Source organism: Exiguobacterium abrahamii, assembly GCF_015645365.1.
GTDB classification, from domain to species: Bacteria; Bacillota; Bacilli; order Exiguobacteriales; family Exiguobacteriaceae; genus Exiguobacterium_A; species Exiguobacterium_A abrahamii.
The window spans coordinates 252,445-267,114 of the sequence record NZ_JADOYC010000002.1 but is presented as its reverse complement, the minus strand read 5'-3'; the positions used below and the strand labels follow the sequence as shown (position 1 = coordinate 267,114).

Below are 14,670 nucleotides of genomic sequence, written 5' to 3'. Positions count from 1 at the left end.
TTCGTCACTCCTTTGTCAATTCGATGAATCGTTTAATCATCTGCTGTCCTTGTGGTGTTCCGACGGATTCAGGATGGAACTGGATTCCGAACGTCGGATGCGTCCGGTGCTCGAGTGCCATGATCGTCCGGTCATCCGTTTCTGCTGTGATGACGAGCTCCGTCGGTAAGTCGTTTCGAGCGACGATCAGCGAATGATAGCGCATGACCTCTAACGTCCCTGTCATTTCGTCGAAGAGTTGTCCCGATTGTCGAATCATCGATGTCTTCCCGTGCATGATGACTGGTGCTTCGACGACATGTCCTCCGAATGCTTCGCCGATTGCCTGATGTCCGAGACAGACACCGAGAATCGGTACTTGACCCGATAATTGTCGAATGAGATCGATACAGATGCCTGCGTCAGCCGGGCGACCGGGACCGGGCGAGAGGATGATACCGTCCGGCTTCATCTCGCGTAGTTCATCGATGCTGACCGCATCGTTTCGAATGACGTGAACGTCCGTATAAACGGATGCGTATTGGTATAGGTTATAGGTAAAAGAATCATAATTATCAATTAGGACGATCATTTCCAAACCTCCAGTAGTGATTTCGCTTTGTGTAACGTCTCCTGGTACTCGAGGCGTGGAATCGAATCGTAGACGACACCAGCCCCTGCTTGAACAGAAGCGACACCATCCTTGATCACCATCGTCCGGATAGCGAGGGCGAAATCCATATTCCCCCGAACATCGAAATAGCCGACCGCCCCGGCATATACTTCTCGTTTCACCTGTTCGTACTGGTCAATCAACTGCATCGCTCGGATTTTCGGAGCTCCCGTGACCGTCCCAGCCGGTAGACAAGAGACGAGTGCGTCTGCGCCGGTCTTTCCGTCTGCTAACGTTCCTTCAACGACAGAAACGAGGTGCATGACGTTCTTGAAGCGCTCGATTTGCATGAATCGCGTCACCTCGACGGTACCGATTTGACAAATCCGACCGAGGTCGTTGCGTCCGAGATCGACAAGCATCCGGTGCTCGGCTCGTTCCTTCTCATCGTGAAGCAACTCCTCTGCCAGTCGTTCGTCCTCCTCTTTCGTCTTCCCCCGGCGGCGTGTGCCGGCAATCGGATTCGTCGTCACTCGATTCCCTTTGACTTGGACCAAACTTTCCGGGGATGCCCCGAGTACGATCGCTTCACCTAAGTCGATATAGAAGAGATAAGGGCTTGGATTGTCCTTGCGGAGCTTCCGGTAAAACTGGAACGGGTCACCTGAGAATGTCGCATCGAGGCGTTGTGAGAGAACGAGTTGGAAGACGTCGCCTTGGCGGATATGTCTCTTTGCTTGTTCGACAAGTCCTTCAAACGTCTCTTGATCCATCAACGGTTCATAGACAACATCCCGGAGAGGACGCTCGATATCCGTTCGCTCCCGTGGTTGCTCAAGTTGTGCTTTTCGTTCTGCTAGACGTTGACGTAATTCATCACGATCAGTGATGCCACCGAGCGACGTCTGAATCAAATGGACACGATGTTCGAGATGATCGAACAGGATGATTTGGTCGTATACGGCGAGTAGCGCGTCTGGTAGTTGGCGCGTTCGCTCTGGAACTGCTCCGAGTGTTTCATAGGCGCGCATCATGTCGTAACCGACATATCCGATCCCACCCGCTAAAAACGGAAGTTCCTCTTCGACGCCACCTCGGAGGATCATCTGTTGCATCAGCCGTACCGGATCACCCGTTTCCTGCGTCAATTGACCTGTCGTCAATTGTTCCCGTGTCACGGTTCGTCCCTCTGCTCGAATCATCTCCACCGGATCGACACCGATGATCGAATACCGTCCTTGATCCGTATGCGCGGAACTTTCAAGCAAACATTTCTGTGTTCCGCTCAGTTGTTGAAAAATCATGATCGGCGTCATCTCGTCGCCGTTTAGTTCAAGTTGTTCGATGATAAGTGTGTCTGTCTGAACCATCCCTGTTCGCCTCCTGGAATATAAAAAAATCCTCCACACAGCGTATGCTGTATGGAGGACGATGATCTCGCGGTGCCACCTCTCGATTGGAACGGTTCGACCGCTCCCACTCTGTCTGATGCGTCTAAAAATAAGAGACATCATAGCCTACGATAACGGGGGCATCCGTCGCGACCTACTTCTTCGTTCAGCCACGCTCTCATGAGACCATTCACGAAACCTCGCCGTACGGAAGTCGCACCATTCTTCCGCTCTCTGAAACGCCGATGTTGTCTCGCTACTTAACTCACTCTACGATTTGTTTGATTCGATTGTATACGAAAAGGGTCTTCTCGCCCATTCATGTAGAACATGAAGGACGGGAAGACCCGCGGTACCACCTTCGTTGACGATGCTGACACCGTCCCCTTTGAAACGAACCGGACCGTTGTCCTGATTCGTCGACCCCGATAACGGGAGGAACCCGTCAGAGCCTACTACCCATTGAAGGGATTCGGTCTGAAGCTCAGAAGGCCATTCGCTTGTTGCCCGATACTGATTCGCACCACCCATCAGCTCTCTTGAATCGTTTCACAAGTTACTTCTCTTCGTCTTTGCTATCGTGTGTTGAATTGATTCTTATATTACGATGCTTCTTCTTCCCTGTCAACTGGAAAAACTCAGTATAAGGAAAGTTGGTTCGGATCAATCGATTCGAGCGCTTGTTTGACAGTTTGTAGGAACTGTCCGGCTACGAGTCCGTCGAGCACCCGGTGGTCGATCGACATACAGAGGTTGACCATGTCGCGTGCTGCAAACATGCCGTTCACCCAAACTGGACGTTTGACGATTGATTCAACGGATAGAATCGCCGCTTGTGGGAAGTTAAGAATCGGTGCTGATTGGATCGAACCGAATGATCCCGTATTGTTAACCGTAAACGTCCCACCTTGCATCTCTGCAGATGACAACGTGCCGGCTTGTGCGCGTTTCCCGAAGTCATCAATCGCGCGTGCGATCCCCTTGATGCTTAGTTCATCCGCATTCTTGACGACCGGTACGAACAGAGCGTCCTGCGTCGCGACAGCAAGTGATAGGTTGATCGCTTTCTTTTGAATGATCTTATCTCCCGCCCATGTCGAGTTCATGATTGGATGTTTCTTCAATCCTTCGACTGTCGCCTTCATGAAGAATGGTAAGAACGTCAATTTGACCCCTTCTTGTTTGAAGAACGCATCTTTATGACGATTACGTGCTTCGACCAAGTTCGTGACATCAACTTCGATCATCAACCAAGCATGTGGCGCTTCGTGTTTCGCGCGAACCATGTTCGAAGCGATCGCTTGACGCACACCGGCAGTCGGAATCTCGATGTCGCCCGTTTCCGTCGGTTGTGGTGCACTGACCGGACGTTTTGGTGCGGGTGGTGCTTCTGCCGGAGGCGCTACCGGAGCCGCTTGCGCTTCCGGTTTTGGTTCCGTTGCTTGTGGTGTCGGGATCGATCCAGAGTCGATCAGTTTCAAGAGATCTTTCCGGGTAATCCGGCCGCCCGCTCCTGTACCCGTCACTTGTTCGAGATCTATGCCATGCTCACTCGAGAGTTTCAAGACCGCTGGTGAATAGCGTTTTTTCATCGATGTATCAGCCGACGTCGTTTCTTCGACAGCCGGCACTTCTTGTTCGGTCGCCGCGACTTCCGTCGATCCGCCGCTGACTTGCATCGTGACGATCGCGTCACCGACTTGCAACGTATCGCCTTCTTCTGCAAGCAATTTTTCAATCACACCATCAAATGAAGATGGGACTTCTGCCGTTACCTTATCGGTAATGACTTCTGCAATCGGATCATATTTTTTGACAGTATCGCCCGGTTTGACGAGCCACATCGAAATCGTTCCTTCAGTAACACTTTCCCCGAGTTGTGGCATCGTAAGTGTTTCAGTCTTCATCGGTCAGTTCCCCCTTAGTATGCGTGTAACGTCCGGATTTTATCTTCAATTTTCTCGCTTGAGATGTTGAAGAACTTCTCCATCGTCGGAGCGTATGGCATCGCTGGGACGTCTGGACCACAGAGTCGTTCGATTGGTGCATCGAGATCGAACAATGCTTCTTCTGCAATGATCGCCGACACTTCACTCATGACGCTACCTTCTTTATTGTCTTCCGTGACGAGCAAGACTTTCCCCGTCTTTTTCGCTGCTTCGACGACTGCTTCGCGGTCGATTGGATACACCGTCCGCAAGTCAAGGATGTGGACATCGATTCCGTCTTTTTCAAGGCGTGTTGCCGCCTCAAGTGCCATATGGACACATAGCCCGTAAGTGATGATCGTCACGTCTTCGCCCTCACGCTTGACGTCTGCTTTACCGATTTCGACCGTATAGTCGCCTTCAGGAACATCTCCTTTTAACAGACGATAGCCTCGTTTGTGCTCAAAGAACAAGACCGGATCATTCGAACGAATCGCTGCCTTTAGCAATCCTTTTGCGTCGTATGGATTCGATGGGATGACGATTTTCAGTCCTGGCGTCGAGTTGAACATCGCTTCGACCGACTGAGAATGATAAAGTGCCCCGTGAATACCACCGCCGAACGGCGCGCGGATGACGATCGGACACGTCCAGTCATTGTTCGAACGGTACCGAATCTTTGCTGCTTCACTGACGATTTGGTTGACCGCTGGCATGATGAAATCAGCGAATTGCATTTCAGCAATCGGACGCATTCCGTACATCGCAGCCCCGATTCCGACTCCGGCAATCGCACTCTCAGCAAGTGGTGCATCGATGACGCGCTCTTCTCCGAATTGTTCGAGCAATCCTTGTGTCGCTCGGAAAACACCACCACGGACACCAACGTCTTCACCGAGGATGAAGACCGACTCGTCGCGTTCCATCTCTTCTTTGATTGCACTATTGATCGCTTCGATTAAACTTAACGTCGTCATTTCGTTTCCTCCTCGTCGTACACGTAACGTAATGCATTTTCTGGCGCATCGTAAGCTGCTGCTTCCGCATAAGCTGTTGCTTCATCGACTTCTTTTTCCATCGCTTGTTCGATTTCAGTCGCTGACTCTTCTGTCAGGACGCCCATTTCGATCAGACGCGCCCGGAAGAGTTTGATCCCGTCACGTGCTTTTAAGGCATCGAGTTCTTCAGCAGAACGGTATGATTTATCGTCATCATCCGATGAGTGTGGCACGAGGCGTTCGACTTCAACTTCAATCAAGGTCGGACCTTCTCCCCGTAATCCGCGCTCACGTGCTTCCTTGACGACCTTATAGACAGCGAGTGGATCGATGCCGTCCACCGTATAACCAGGCATTCCGTAGCCGATCGCACGATCAGCGACGTGTTTCGCCGACAGCTGTTTCGAGAGAGGTGTCGAGATCGCGTATTTATTGTTTTCACAGAACAAGATGACCGGGAGCTTATGAATTCCGGCGAAGTTCGCCCCTTCATGGAAGTCTCCTTGGTTTGAAGAGCCCTCTCCGAACGAGACGTAAGCAACGAGTGGTTCCTTACGCATCTTCGCAGCAAGTGCGATCCCGACAGCATGTGGGACTTGTGTCGTAACCGGACTTGAACCCGTGACGATATTCAAGGCACGTGAACCGTAGTGTCCTGGCATTTGACGACCACCTGAGTTCGGATCTTCTGCCTTTGCGAATGCCGACAGCATGATATCGCGTGACGTTTGACCGAAGTGCAAGACGACGCCTAAATCACGGTAATACGGCAAAATGTAGTCCGTTCCTTTTTCAAGGGCGAACGCCGCACCGACTTGAGCCGCTTCTTGTCCTTGACATGAGACGAGGAAGGGAATTTTACCCGCTCGGTTCAACTTCCACATCCGTTCGTCGATCTTCCGCGCACGGACCATCGTTTCGAACATCTGAATCGCGTCCTGTTCCGTTAATCCGAGTTCTACTAATTCTTTGAATTCTATTTTTTCCATCCGTAATTCCTCCTTAGGCGTGAACCGCAAGTCCGTCGACGGCAAGTGCTGCTTCTCCGAATGCTTCTGACAAGGCCGGGTGCGGATGCACGAGCTGTCCGACTTCCCATGCCGTTGCATTGAGTACGAGCGCTAATCCACCTTCACTGATCAGTTCCGTTGCTTTTGGTCCGACGATGTGAACGCCGACAAGATCATCTGTCTTCGCATCGGAGACGAGCTTGATGAAGCCTGCCGCCTCTCCTTCGATCCGCGCTTTCCCTAATCCGTTGAACGAGAAGCTTCCGACCTTGACGTCCATTCCGGCACGTTTCGCTTCGTCTTCCGTCAAACCGACCGATGCCGCTTCCGGTACGCTGTAGATACAACGTGGTACGAACGCATACTCAAGTGGTGTCGTCGTTCCGTTTACAATCGCCTCGACCGCTTTGACACCTTCTGCTGACGCAACGTGCGCCAGTTGTAAGCGACCGATGACATCCCCGATCGCATAGATATGTTGATCCTTCGTCCGGAAATGGTCATCTACTTGGATGAAGCCATTTTCGACGACGATATTCGTGTTTTCAATCCCAATGCCTTCGACGTTCGCCATTCGACCGATTGCGACAAGCAATTTATCCGCTTCAAGCGTCGTTTGTTCTCCGTTACGGTCGATCGCGATCGAGACACCGTCTTCTGACATCCGGAACGTGTCACTTTGTGCAGCTGCGCCGGTATGAATCTTGACGCCCCGCTTTTTCAATTGACGAGCGACTTCACGACTGACTGCCGCATCTTCCGTCGGTAAAATCCGGTCGCTGAATTCGACGACCGTTACTGCGACGTCAAAATCCGTCAACATCGATGCCCATTCGACACCGATGACGCCGCCACCGATGATGACGATCGACTTTGGCAAATCTGCCATATCGAGTGCATCATCCGAGCTGAGGACATACTCTGAATCAAAAGCGAGTCCGTTCAATGGACGTGGACGTGATCCTGTCGCGACGATCAATTGACGCGGAAGGATCAACTCGCCTTCGCCTTCTTCCGGCTCAACGCTGATCGTTCCCGGCATCGGTGAAAAGATACTTGGTCCAAGAATCGAACCCCGACCATGAAAGACTTCAATCTTTCCTTTTTTCATCAGATGCTGAATACCTGCCTCTAATCCATCTACGATCTCTTGTTTACGTTGTTTGACCTGTTCGAATCGTAAAAACGATTCCGGTACGTCCACGCCATATGTAGCAGCGTGTTTGACCGTCTGATAGACTGCTGCTGATTTCAAAAAGGATTTAGATGGGATACAGCCACGATGTAAGCATGTCCCGCCTAATTTTCCTTGTTCCACGATTGCTACCGACTTCCCGGCTTGTGCCGCACGGATCGCGGCGACATATCCACCGGGTCCACCACCTAGGACAACGACGTCGAATTCTCTAGCCATGTTGGTTCGCCTCCATATTCCTTAACTTCTTCTTCCCCACGTAAGACACGCAACACTCCTTCTGCGAGCGCCTGCAACTCATCTTCACCAGGGCTACGTACGACTTGACCGAGGTGGGCGATACGTTCTTCGATCGCACGCGTCAACCGATCACTATAGGCAAGTCCGCCTGTTAGAATGATCGCGTCGATCTGACCGAACAAGACAGCACTTTGACCAGCGATCTCTTTTGCGATCCGGTACGCCATCGCGTCATATAACAATGCCGCTTTTTCGTCGCCCTCTTCAATCCGGCGCTCGATCTCAATCGCATCAAACGTTCCCAAGTGCGCGACAAGTCCGCCTGACCCAACGACCAGACGCTTCATCTCTTCAAGTTTATACTTGGTACTATAACATAGTTCTACTAGTTGACCAACAGGTAGCGATCCGCTTCGTTCTGGCGAAAACGGTCCTTCTCCATCGAGTCCGTTATTGACATCGATGACACGCCCCTCTTGGTGCGCACCGACCGTAATCCCGCCGCCCATGTGTGCGATGATCAGGCGCAGTTCCTCATAGGGACGTCCGATTTCCTTCGCATATCGTTTCGCGACAGCTTTTTGATTCAAGGCATGGAAAATACTCTTTCGTTCAAGTTCAGGTAAGCCTGTAATCCGCGCAATCGGCTCGAGTTCGTCAACGACGACTGGATCAACGATGAACGATGGGATGTCGAGTGTCCGAGCAATCTCATCCGCAAGGAGTCCACCGAGATTCGAGGCATGGACGCCAAAAATACCGCTGAGTAAGTCTTCTCGCATTTCCCGGTTAACGGCGTACGTACCGCTGACGAGTGGTCGGAGTAGTCCTCCGCGTCCTACGACAGCAGTAAGCGCTTTCAAATTAATCTGTTCTTCAGCTAACACTTCGAGTAACACATGACGACGCATCTCCAGCTGTGCTGGAAGCGGTCCTCCGACCGCCTCCGCTGGATGGCGTAACGTCTTCGTGAACACCTGGTTCGCTCCTTCGAAGATACCGATCTTCGTCGACGTCGAACCGGGATTGATCGTTAAAATACGTTCGCTCATGGATATCCTCCTCTGATCAGCCGCGTGATCCTAGAATGTTTTTATCACGACGCAGGAACTGACTGCGGGCACTACGCATCGTCGCGATGCGCTCTTCTGCCATTTTCTCAGCCGCACGGTATGTCGGTAAATGATCGCGTTTTGCGATTTCGAACACTTTCGTGACTGCATCATAGACGAGTTCAACTTTTTTCATGGCACGATCACGGTTGTATCCGTCGAGTTCATCGGCAACGTTGATGACACCACCGGCATTGATGACGAAGTCTGGTACGTATAAAATATCGCGTTCTTCAAGCATGTCACCGTGACGGTCTTCTTTGAGTTGGTTATTTGCCGCACCGGCGATGATCTTAACTTTCAATTGTGGAATCGTCTCGTCGTTTAATGTCGCACCGAGGGCACATGGCGCAAAGATATCCGCTTCGACACTGTAGATGTCTTCTGGTGCGACGATCAAGGCACCAAATGCTTCTTCTGCACGTTGAAGTGCTTCTTGGTTGATGTCCGTGACGATCAGTTTCGCCCCTTCTTCATGTAAATGACGGCATAGATTAAAGGCAACGTTACCGACACCTTGGATCGCAATCGTTTTTCCACCAAGTGAATCTGTTCCGTACACTTCTTTTGCCGCTGCTTTCATCCCACGGTAGACACCGTATGCCGTAACCGGTGATGGGTTCCCACTTGATCCGAATGCTGGGCTGACACCAGTAACGAAATCTGTCTCCATGTGGATGTAATCCATGTCTGCAACTGTCGTATTGACATCTTCTGCTGTGATGTAACGACCGTTCAGTGACTGGACGTAACGTCCGAATGCCCGGAAGAGTGCTTCTGACTTTTGTGTCTTCGCATCGCCGATGATGACCGCTTTACCACCACCAAGGTTTAATCCAGCGGCTGCGTTCTTATATGTCATCCCTTTTGATAAACGAAGCGCATCAATCAACGCCTCTTCGTCTGATGCATAGTTCCACATACGAAGTCCACCGAGTGCCGGTCCGAGTGTCGTGTCATGAATCGCGATGATTGCTTTTAATCCTGATACTTTATCGTGGCAAAAAACGACTTGTTCATAATCTTCCATCTCCATTGTTTCAAAGATGCTGAAGCGTGATTCTACGTTTGTTTCGACCATTTTAAGTTCCTCCTCAGATTGTTTGTTTTACTTTTTTCGTCTGTTGAGCATTTAATAGCGCAAAGGCTAGTGAGTACATTTTTGCTTCTGCTGTATCGGCACGGCTTGTTAAGACGACCGGAGCCCGCGCTCCGACAAGAATCGCCGCAACCGAGGCATGTGCGAAATACATGAGTGATTTGTAGATGACGTTTCCGACTTCGATTTGCGGAACGACGAGTAAATCCGCCTGACCTGCTACATCTCCCGTCAATCCTTTTTGCTGGGCAGCGACGAGATTTACGGCATTGTCGAGTGCGAGTGGTCCGTCTACAAGGCAATCCTTGATTTGACCGCGTCGGTTCATTTGCGTCAGCAGGGCGGCATCAATCGTCGCCTGCATCGTTGGATTGACGACTTCGACAGCTGCTAAGACTGCGACTTTCGGTAAGCCGTATCCGAGGGCACGTAAGGCGGAGACACCGTTTTCGATGATCTTCACTTTGTCTTCGAGTGTCGGTTGGATGTGAATCGCTGCATCGGTTAATCCGATCGCTGATTCACGCCCCGGTACTTCGAACAAGGCGACATGCGACAAGACATTCCCTGAACGCAAACCCGTTTCTTTGTTCAAGACAGCTTTCATGAACGTAGCTGTCGGAACAAGACCTTTCATCAAGACGCTCGCATCCCCTTTGCGAACGGCATGAGCAGCACGTTCTGCCGCTTCTTGCGATGTAGAAGTATGCGTGATCACGAACTGTGACTCTCGTAATGCTCGTTTTTGAATCATCTGCTGAATCCGTGTCGCATCCCCGAACAAATGAAAACGCGCTAAATCGTTCTCAATTGCTAATGCGACAGCATCCATCACTTCTTCGTCATCCGCAGCTGCAATCGCAACGACGGAATCTTCGAGTCGAGCTGCCTGCTCGACCATTTCACTGAATCTCACCATATTCCCCCCTCACCTGTCATACATAAATAGTAATAGCAATTTTCGTGCCAATTCAAAAGAGACGGTAGGTTAAGCAAGAACGTCTTTAATTTTGCACGCTTTTGCATTTTTTGCAATATATTGCACGCAAAAATTTGCGCTTCATGAGTAGATGTTAAATCGTTCCACTTTGTAATAAAGTGCCCGAAGAGAAATTCCGAGTTGTTTCGCTGCTTCTGTTTTGTTGCCATTAAAGGCAGTAAGCGCTTCCCGAATTAATCGTTCTTCAACGTGTGACATCTCGTCCGATAAATGTTTGATTTCCTTTTTCTGTCTCGCCGCGACTTTCGTGGTTTGTGGCACGACAAGCTGCAGATGACCTTTTCGCAAGACGGTTTCTGTTTTATCCGTAAAAATTAACGCGCGACCGATGACATTTTCAAGCTCGCGGACATTTCCTTTCCACGGTTGCTTCTTCATTGCTTCGAGTACATCATCTGAGATCCGTCCGACCGATCGTCCATAACTTTGATTCAATTTACGGAGTAAGTGTAAGGTCAACGGTGCGATATCATCCGATCGCTCACGTATTGCCGGTATGTGAATCGGTAAACGATTAATCCGGTAGTAGAGATCTTCTCGGAACTCATTCATGATGATCTTTTGTTCGAGATTCGCATTCGTCGCCGCGATGATCCGAACATCAACCGGAATCGCCTTCGTTCCACCGACGCGAACGACTTCATTTTCTTGTAACACCCGTAACAGTTTGGCTTGGACGTCGAGTGGCAGTTCGCCGATCTCGTCTAAGAATAGCGAACCTCCATGTGCTTCTTCGAAGTACCCGCGCTTTCCGCCACGCCGCGCTCCTGAGAACGCCCCTTCCTCGTACCCGAATAGTTCACTTTCGAGTAACGTCGGTGCGATTGCCGCACAATTGACGCGGACGAATTGTTCATATTTACGTTCGCTCGCTGCATGGATCGCATGCGCGAACAGTTCCTTGCCGGTTCCGGATTCACCGCGAATCAAGACGTTGACGGGCATCGTTGCCGCAAGCTTTGCTTGATCGACGACGAAGCGCATTGCTTCACTCTCAGCGATGATATCATCGAATGTATATTTAGCTTCGAGCGTCCGGATTTTTTGACGCGCTGCCTTCAATTCTTTGGCGAGTGCCTTCATTTCCGAAATATCCCGAATGACCCCAACGGAACCGCGAACTTGTCCATCGACGATGACGGGTGCCGCGTTGACGATGATATCGCGTTGATCTTGTCCAATCTTCATGCGAACATCTCGAACGTTCTCGCCCGTATTCAAGACTTTCAAATGAACGGATTCCTGCATTCCGATATCGGCACTTGCCGGTTTTCCGACGACGTCTCGCTCCGTGAATCCAGTCATACGCGTATATGCCGGATTGATCAGCATCGTCTGTCCGTCTTGATCGGCGACAGAAATCGCCTCGCTCGTACAATGAATGATTGCTTCGAGCATTTTCTCTTTTTCAGTCAATCGCTCAAGCAACACTCTGACGAATTCACCCGGTAAGACCGCCGCTCCCGGAAAATCATGAATCAATTGCTCAAGTACGCCAGTTTCTCCTGTAGCGTCAATGATGAAATCGACATCAGCTCCTTCAAAAGCTGACCAATTCGTTTCAATCCGAATGTTCGCACGCCGTGCAAGCGCCACTCCAGGCGCCTCCATGTTTGGATCGACAAGACCGATGACCGTTAATAATGGTGAACGTTGAAACGCATGCAGGACTTCTGTTCCCCCTTGACCAGCCCCGACGACGAGTAGATGATGCATATGAATTCCCCCTTTGAAACTGCTTACATTTCTATCGTACTCGGAATAAAATAGGGAAGCAAACCCGATTCGCAGAACGATCGATTTTTTGATACAATACGCTTGGAAAGGAGTGGCGTCCTATGCGTATCATTGGTTTGCTCTCATTATTAATCCCCGGCATCATCGGCGCGATTGGTATTAAGCTCATGCGTGATAGTGTTTTTCTAATTGCGCAAGTGCCGTTTAAATACTTAGGCGATGCGGCTTACGTATATGTATTGCAAGGTCTCGTTGGTTTGGTTCTTGCGATGGGTGGCATTGGATTTGTCGCAGGGTATGTCTTTTATCGCGATCGAAAACGTGGAAAAGTCTCCGACCGCTATCAAAAAAAATGAACACAGAAAAAGGTCCCCATCTCTTGAACTCATTTCAAGCGCGGGACCTTTTACTCGTATAAAATTGGTTTCACTTACGGATGAACTCCTCTCATAGTTAGAACTATTCGTGTACTCCAAAACCTTAGGTGTTCCTCTTAATGAAGAGGTAGAAAGAAATCAGATCTGGCTATCGGGCTAACGATAGAATGGTGTTTCAGTTCCATCATCTGACTGTACTCGGGACCTAGGTGGAGCGTAATGTCATCCGCTTGAAGCAGTCAAACATTCGGTTGCTAACAATCACTGCTAGACAACACTCCTTTTCACGAACTGTACTTTTCATTTTAGACGATCCGTTACCTTCCACTTTTCCCTAGCTTCGAAATCATGGAAGCTCCCATTCATTCGAGATTTCCCATCTAGAATGAACAAGATACCTTGGTACGACTTCTACCAAGAGAATGTCGTCCGGCATTCTTGAGCCATTTACAGTTGGCGTTCTGAGATGATGTTCATCAACAGGATTTCCGGAGTCCTTGTCGACTCGACGTTCATCTGACGTCTTGCCAAATCATTTGGTACCTTTATTATAACAAACATTTCAGTTTATGCAATATTTATTTGCAAGCGCTTTTATATATTTTTAGCTTTACGGTATGCTATAAGCAAAACGTAATCGAAAGGAGATCTTTCATGCGAAAAATCATCGTTTTCGAACATCTATCGTTAGACGGTGTCGTTCAAGCACCGAGCGGAAAGAATGAGGATGTGAGTAATGACTTCGAACAGGGGGGATGGACTGCTCCATTTCAGCATCCTGAGATCGGTCAGGTCATCCGTGGATGGATGCAAGAGGATTGCGCCCTGTTACTCGGTCGCGCGACATACGAGCAATGGTCGAGTTACTGGCCACTCCATGCCGATATCTGGCCAGTTGCCGATCGTGCCATGAAGTATGTTGCTACGCGTCATACACCACCTATTCGTTGGCAGCCGACGACATATTTGAATCAACCGACTTCAGAACTAATACGCTTGAAACAACAAGACGGACCACCGCTTCACGTCTGGGGTAGTAGTCAACTCGTTCATACGCTTTATCAAGCTGATCTGATTGATGAACTCCGATTGATCCACTATCCGGTCATCGTTGGTTCTGGTAAACGTCTATTTCCCGACAACGGAATGGCGCCTCTCACTTGGAACGTCACGAAACAACACACATTTGATAACGGTGTGTTGATCGCTTACTATGAACGGGATCGGAACTAAAAACACACCGTCTAACCATCAGACGGTGTGTTTCCTTTAACCAGATTGTTCTTGATTCATATGACTCGAAACATACGAGATGAATTCCGAGTTCTTCGGACTTTTCTCTTGTTCGATCCGACCATTGAAGAGCTCGTGCTGTTGCATCCCTTCGTTCCAAGCGGACTTGATGGCATGACGCATCGCTCGTTCGACGCGAGATGCCGTCGTTTGATGTTTTTTCGCAATCGTCGGATAGAGTTCCTTTGTGATCAATCCAAGTAAATCTTCCCGTTCAAGCACCATTAAGACAGCGTCCTTTAAATACGTGAAGCCTTTGATATGCGGAGCAATCCCCACTTCTCGAAGTGTCGTACCGACTCTTAAGTCAATCGTTTCGACAATCGGTGCTTGTCCTTGCGTCACGAGACGAATTTTTTGAACGAGCTGATCCATGCTGAACGGTTTAAGTAAGAAGTACGATGCCCCGAGAGTAACCGCCTGTTGTGAGACCTCATCCTTACCGAAAGCACTTAACATGATGACAGCAGGATTCTTCTTTTTCTTCATCAATTCCTCGAGAACACCAAGCCCATCTAGATGAGGCATGATGATGTCGAGAAGCAATACATCCACTTCATGTTCTTTCATACGTTCGAGACAACTCTCGCCATTGTAGGCGACGCAAACGACTTCCATGTCTTCTTGCGCAGAGATATGCTGGCGAATCAATTCGACCATTTCGCGATTATCATCTGCTATCCCGACTTTAATCAATC

The 14,670-nt window shown here is 49.7% G+C and carries 13 protein-coding genes and 2 other annotated features; of the genes, 2 read left to right on the top strand and 11 right to left on the bottom strand.

What is annotated here, in order from left to right:
- Window positions 1–4 precede the first annotated feature (4 nt).
- The 10 genes from ITJ88_RS11055 to ITJ88_RS11010 form a co-directional block, all read right to left on the bottom strand.
- Window positions 5–571, bottom strand: coding sequence for an anthranilate synthase component II (locus ITJ88_RS11055; protein ID WP_195865679.1), 567 nt, complete (start codon window positions 569–571; stop codon window positions 5–7).
- Entirely contained in the window at window positions 568–1,962 is a 1,395-nt protein-coding gene (gene trpE, locus ITJ88_RS11050; protein WP_195865678.1) for an anthranilate synthase component I, read from the bottom strand. Before trpE ends, ITJ88_RS11055 begins: the two co-directional genes overlap by 4 nt.
- Before the next feature lie 51 nt (window positions 1,963–2,013).
- Window positions 2,014–2,265 (bottom strand) — a binding site (T-box leader).
- 48 nt (window positions 2,266–2,313) lie between these two features.
- Window positions 2,314–2,565, bottom strand: a binding site (T-box leader).
- 56 nt (window positions 2,566–2,621) lie between these two features.
- Window positions 2,622–3,890: a dihydrolipoamide acetyltransferase family protein gene (locus ITJ88_RS11045; protein ID WP_195865677.1), complete on the bottom strand. Its 1,269-nt coding sequence runs from the start codon at window positions 3,888–3,890 to the stop codon at window positions 2,622–2,624.
- A 14-nt stretch (window positions 3,891–3,904) separates the two neighbouring features.
- Window positions 3,905–4,888 (bottom strand): alpha-ketoacid dehydrogenase subunit beta, encoded by a 984-nt coding sequence (locus ITJ88_RS11040; RefSeq protein WP_023467596.1) that lies wholly within the window; start codon window positions 4,886–4,888, stop codon window positions 3,905–3,907.
- Window positions 4,885–5,898, bottom strand: a complete 1,014-nt coding sequence (locus ITJ88_RS11035; RefSeq protein WP_023467595.1) for a thiamine pyrophosphate-dependent dehydrogenase E1 component subunit alpha — start codon at window positions 5,896–5,898, stop codon at window positions 4,885–4,887. Before ITJ88_RS11035 ends, ITJ88_RS11040 begins: the two co-directional genes overlap by 4 nt.
- A gap of 13 nt (window positions 5,899–5,911) precedes the next feature.
- Window positions 5,912–7,333, bottom strand: coding sequence for a dihydrolipoyl dehydrogenase (gene lpdA / locus ITJ88_RS11030; RefSeq protein WP_195865676.1), 1,422 nt, complete (start codon window positions 7,331–7,333; stop codon window positions 5,912–5,914).
- Window positions 7,303–8,406 carry a butyrate kinase gene (buk, locus tag ITJ88_RS11025; protein ID WP_195865675.1) on the bottom strand — a complete coding sequence of 368 codons (1,104 nt, stop codon included), beginning with the start codon at window positions 8,404–8,406 and terminating at the stop codon, window positions 7,303–7,305. Before buk ends, lpdA begins: the two co-directional genes overlap by 31 nt.
- A gap of 16 nt (window positions 8,407–8,422) precedes the next feature.
- Window positions 8,423–9,547, bottom strand: coding sequence for a Leu/Phe/Val dehydrogenase (locus ITJ88_RS11020; RefSeq protein WP_023467593.1), 1,125 nt, complete (start codon window positions 9,545–9,547; stop codon window positions 8,423–8,425).
- A gap of 13 nt (window positions 9,548–9,560) precedes the next feature.
- On the bottom strand, window positions 9,561–10,481 hold the full coding sequence (gene yqiS, locus ITJ88_RS11015; protein ID WP_041255026.1) for a phosphate butyryltransferase: 921 nt from the start codon (window positions 10,479–10,481) through the stop codon (window positions 9,561–9,563).
- 144 nt (window positions 10,482–10,625) lie between these two features.
- Window positions 10,626–12,281, bottom strand: coding sequence for a sigma 54-interacting transcriptional regulator (locus ITJ88_RS11010; protein ID WP_195865674.1), 1,656 nt, complete (start codon window positions 12,279–12,281; stop codon window positions 10,626–10,628).
- Between the two features lie 122 nt (window positions 12,282–12,403).
- On the opposite strand from ITJ88_RS11010, the gene ITJ88_RS11005 reads away from it, so the two are divergent.
- Window positions 12,404–12,658, top strand: a complete 255-nt coding sequence (locus ITJ88_RS11005; protein WP_058265115.1) for a DUF2627 family protein — start codon at window positions 12,404–12,406, stop codon at window positions 12,656–12,658.
- Window positions 12,659–13,333: 675 nt separating this feature from the next.
- Entirely contained in the window at window positions 13,334–13,912 is a 579-nt protein-coding gene (locus tag ITJ88_RS11000; protein ID WP_195865673.1) for a dihydrofolate reductase family protein, read from the top strand.
- 36 nt (window positions 13,913–13,948) lie between these two features.
- On the opposite strand, the gene spo0A is transcribed toward ITJ88_RS11000, so the two are convergent.
- Window positions 13,949–14,668 (bottom strand): sporulation transcription factor Spo0A, encoded by a 720-nt coding sequence (spo0A, locus tag ITJ88_RS10995; protein ID WP_195865672.1) that lies wholly within the window; start codon window positions 14,666–14,668, stop codon window positions 13,949–13,951.
- Window positions 14,669–14,670 lie beyond the last annotated feature (2 nt).

Bases quoted from the DNA above. Each gene is read 5' to 3' on its own strand.
- ITJ88_RS11055 (WP_195865679.1), bottom strand. From the start codon at position 571: ATGATCGTCCTAATTGATAATTATGATTCTTTTACCTATAACCTATAC.
- trpE (WP_195865678.1), bottom strand. From the start codon at position 1,962: ATGGTTCAGACAGACACACTTATCATCGAACAACTTGAACTAAACGGC.
- ITJ88_RS11045 (WP_195865677.1), bottom strand. From the start codon at position 3,890: ATGAAGACTGAAACACTTACGATGCCACAACTCGGGGAAAGTGTTACT.
- ITJ88_RS11040 (WP_023467596.1), bottom strand. From the start codon at position 4,888: ATGACGACGTTAAGTTTAATCGAAGCGATCAATAGTGCAATCAAAGAA.
- ITJ88_RS11035 (WP_023467595.1), bottom strand. From the start codon at position 5,898: ATGGAAAAAATAGAATTCAAAGAATTAGTAGAACTCGGATTAACGGAA.
- lpdA (WP_195865676.1), bottom strand. From the start codon at position 7,333: ATGGCTAGAGAATTCGACGTCGTTGTCCTAGGTGGTGGACCCGGTGGA.
- buk (WP_195865675.1), bottom strand. From the start codon at position 8,406: ATGAGCGAACGTATTTTAACGATCAATCCCGGTTCGACGTCGACGAAG.
- ITJ88_RS11020 (WP_023467593.1), bottom strand. From the start codon at position 9,547: ATGGTCGAAACAAACGTAGAATCACGCTTCAGCATCTTTGAAACAATG.
- ITJ88_RS11010 (WP_195865674.1), bottom strand. From the start codon at position 12,281: ATGCATCATCTACTCGTCGTCGGGGCTGGTCAAGGGGGAACAGAAGTC.
- ITJ88_RS11005 (WP_058265115.1), top strand. From the start codon at position 12,404: ATGCGTATCATTGGTTTGCTCTCATTATTAATCCCCGGCATCATCGGC.
- ITJ88_RS11000 (WP_195865673.1), top strand. From the start codon at position 13,334: ATGCGAAAAATCATCGTTTTCGAACATCTATCGTTAGACGGTGTCGTT.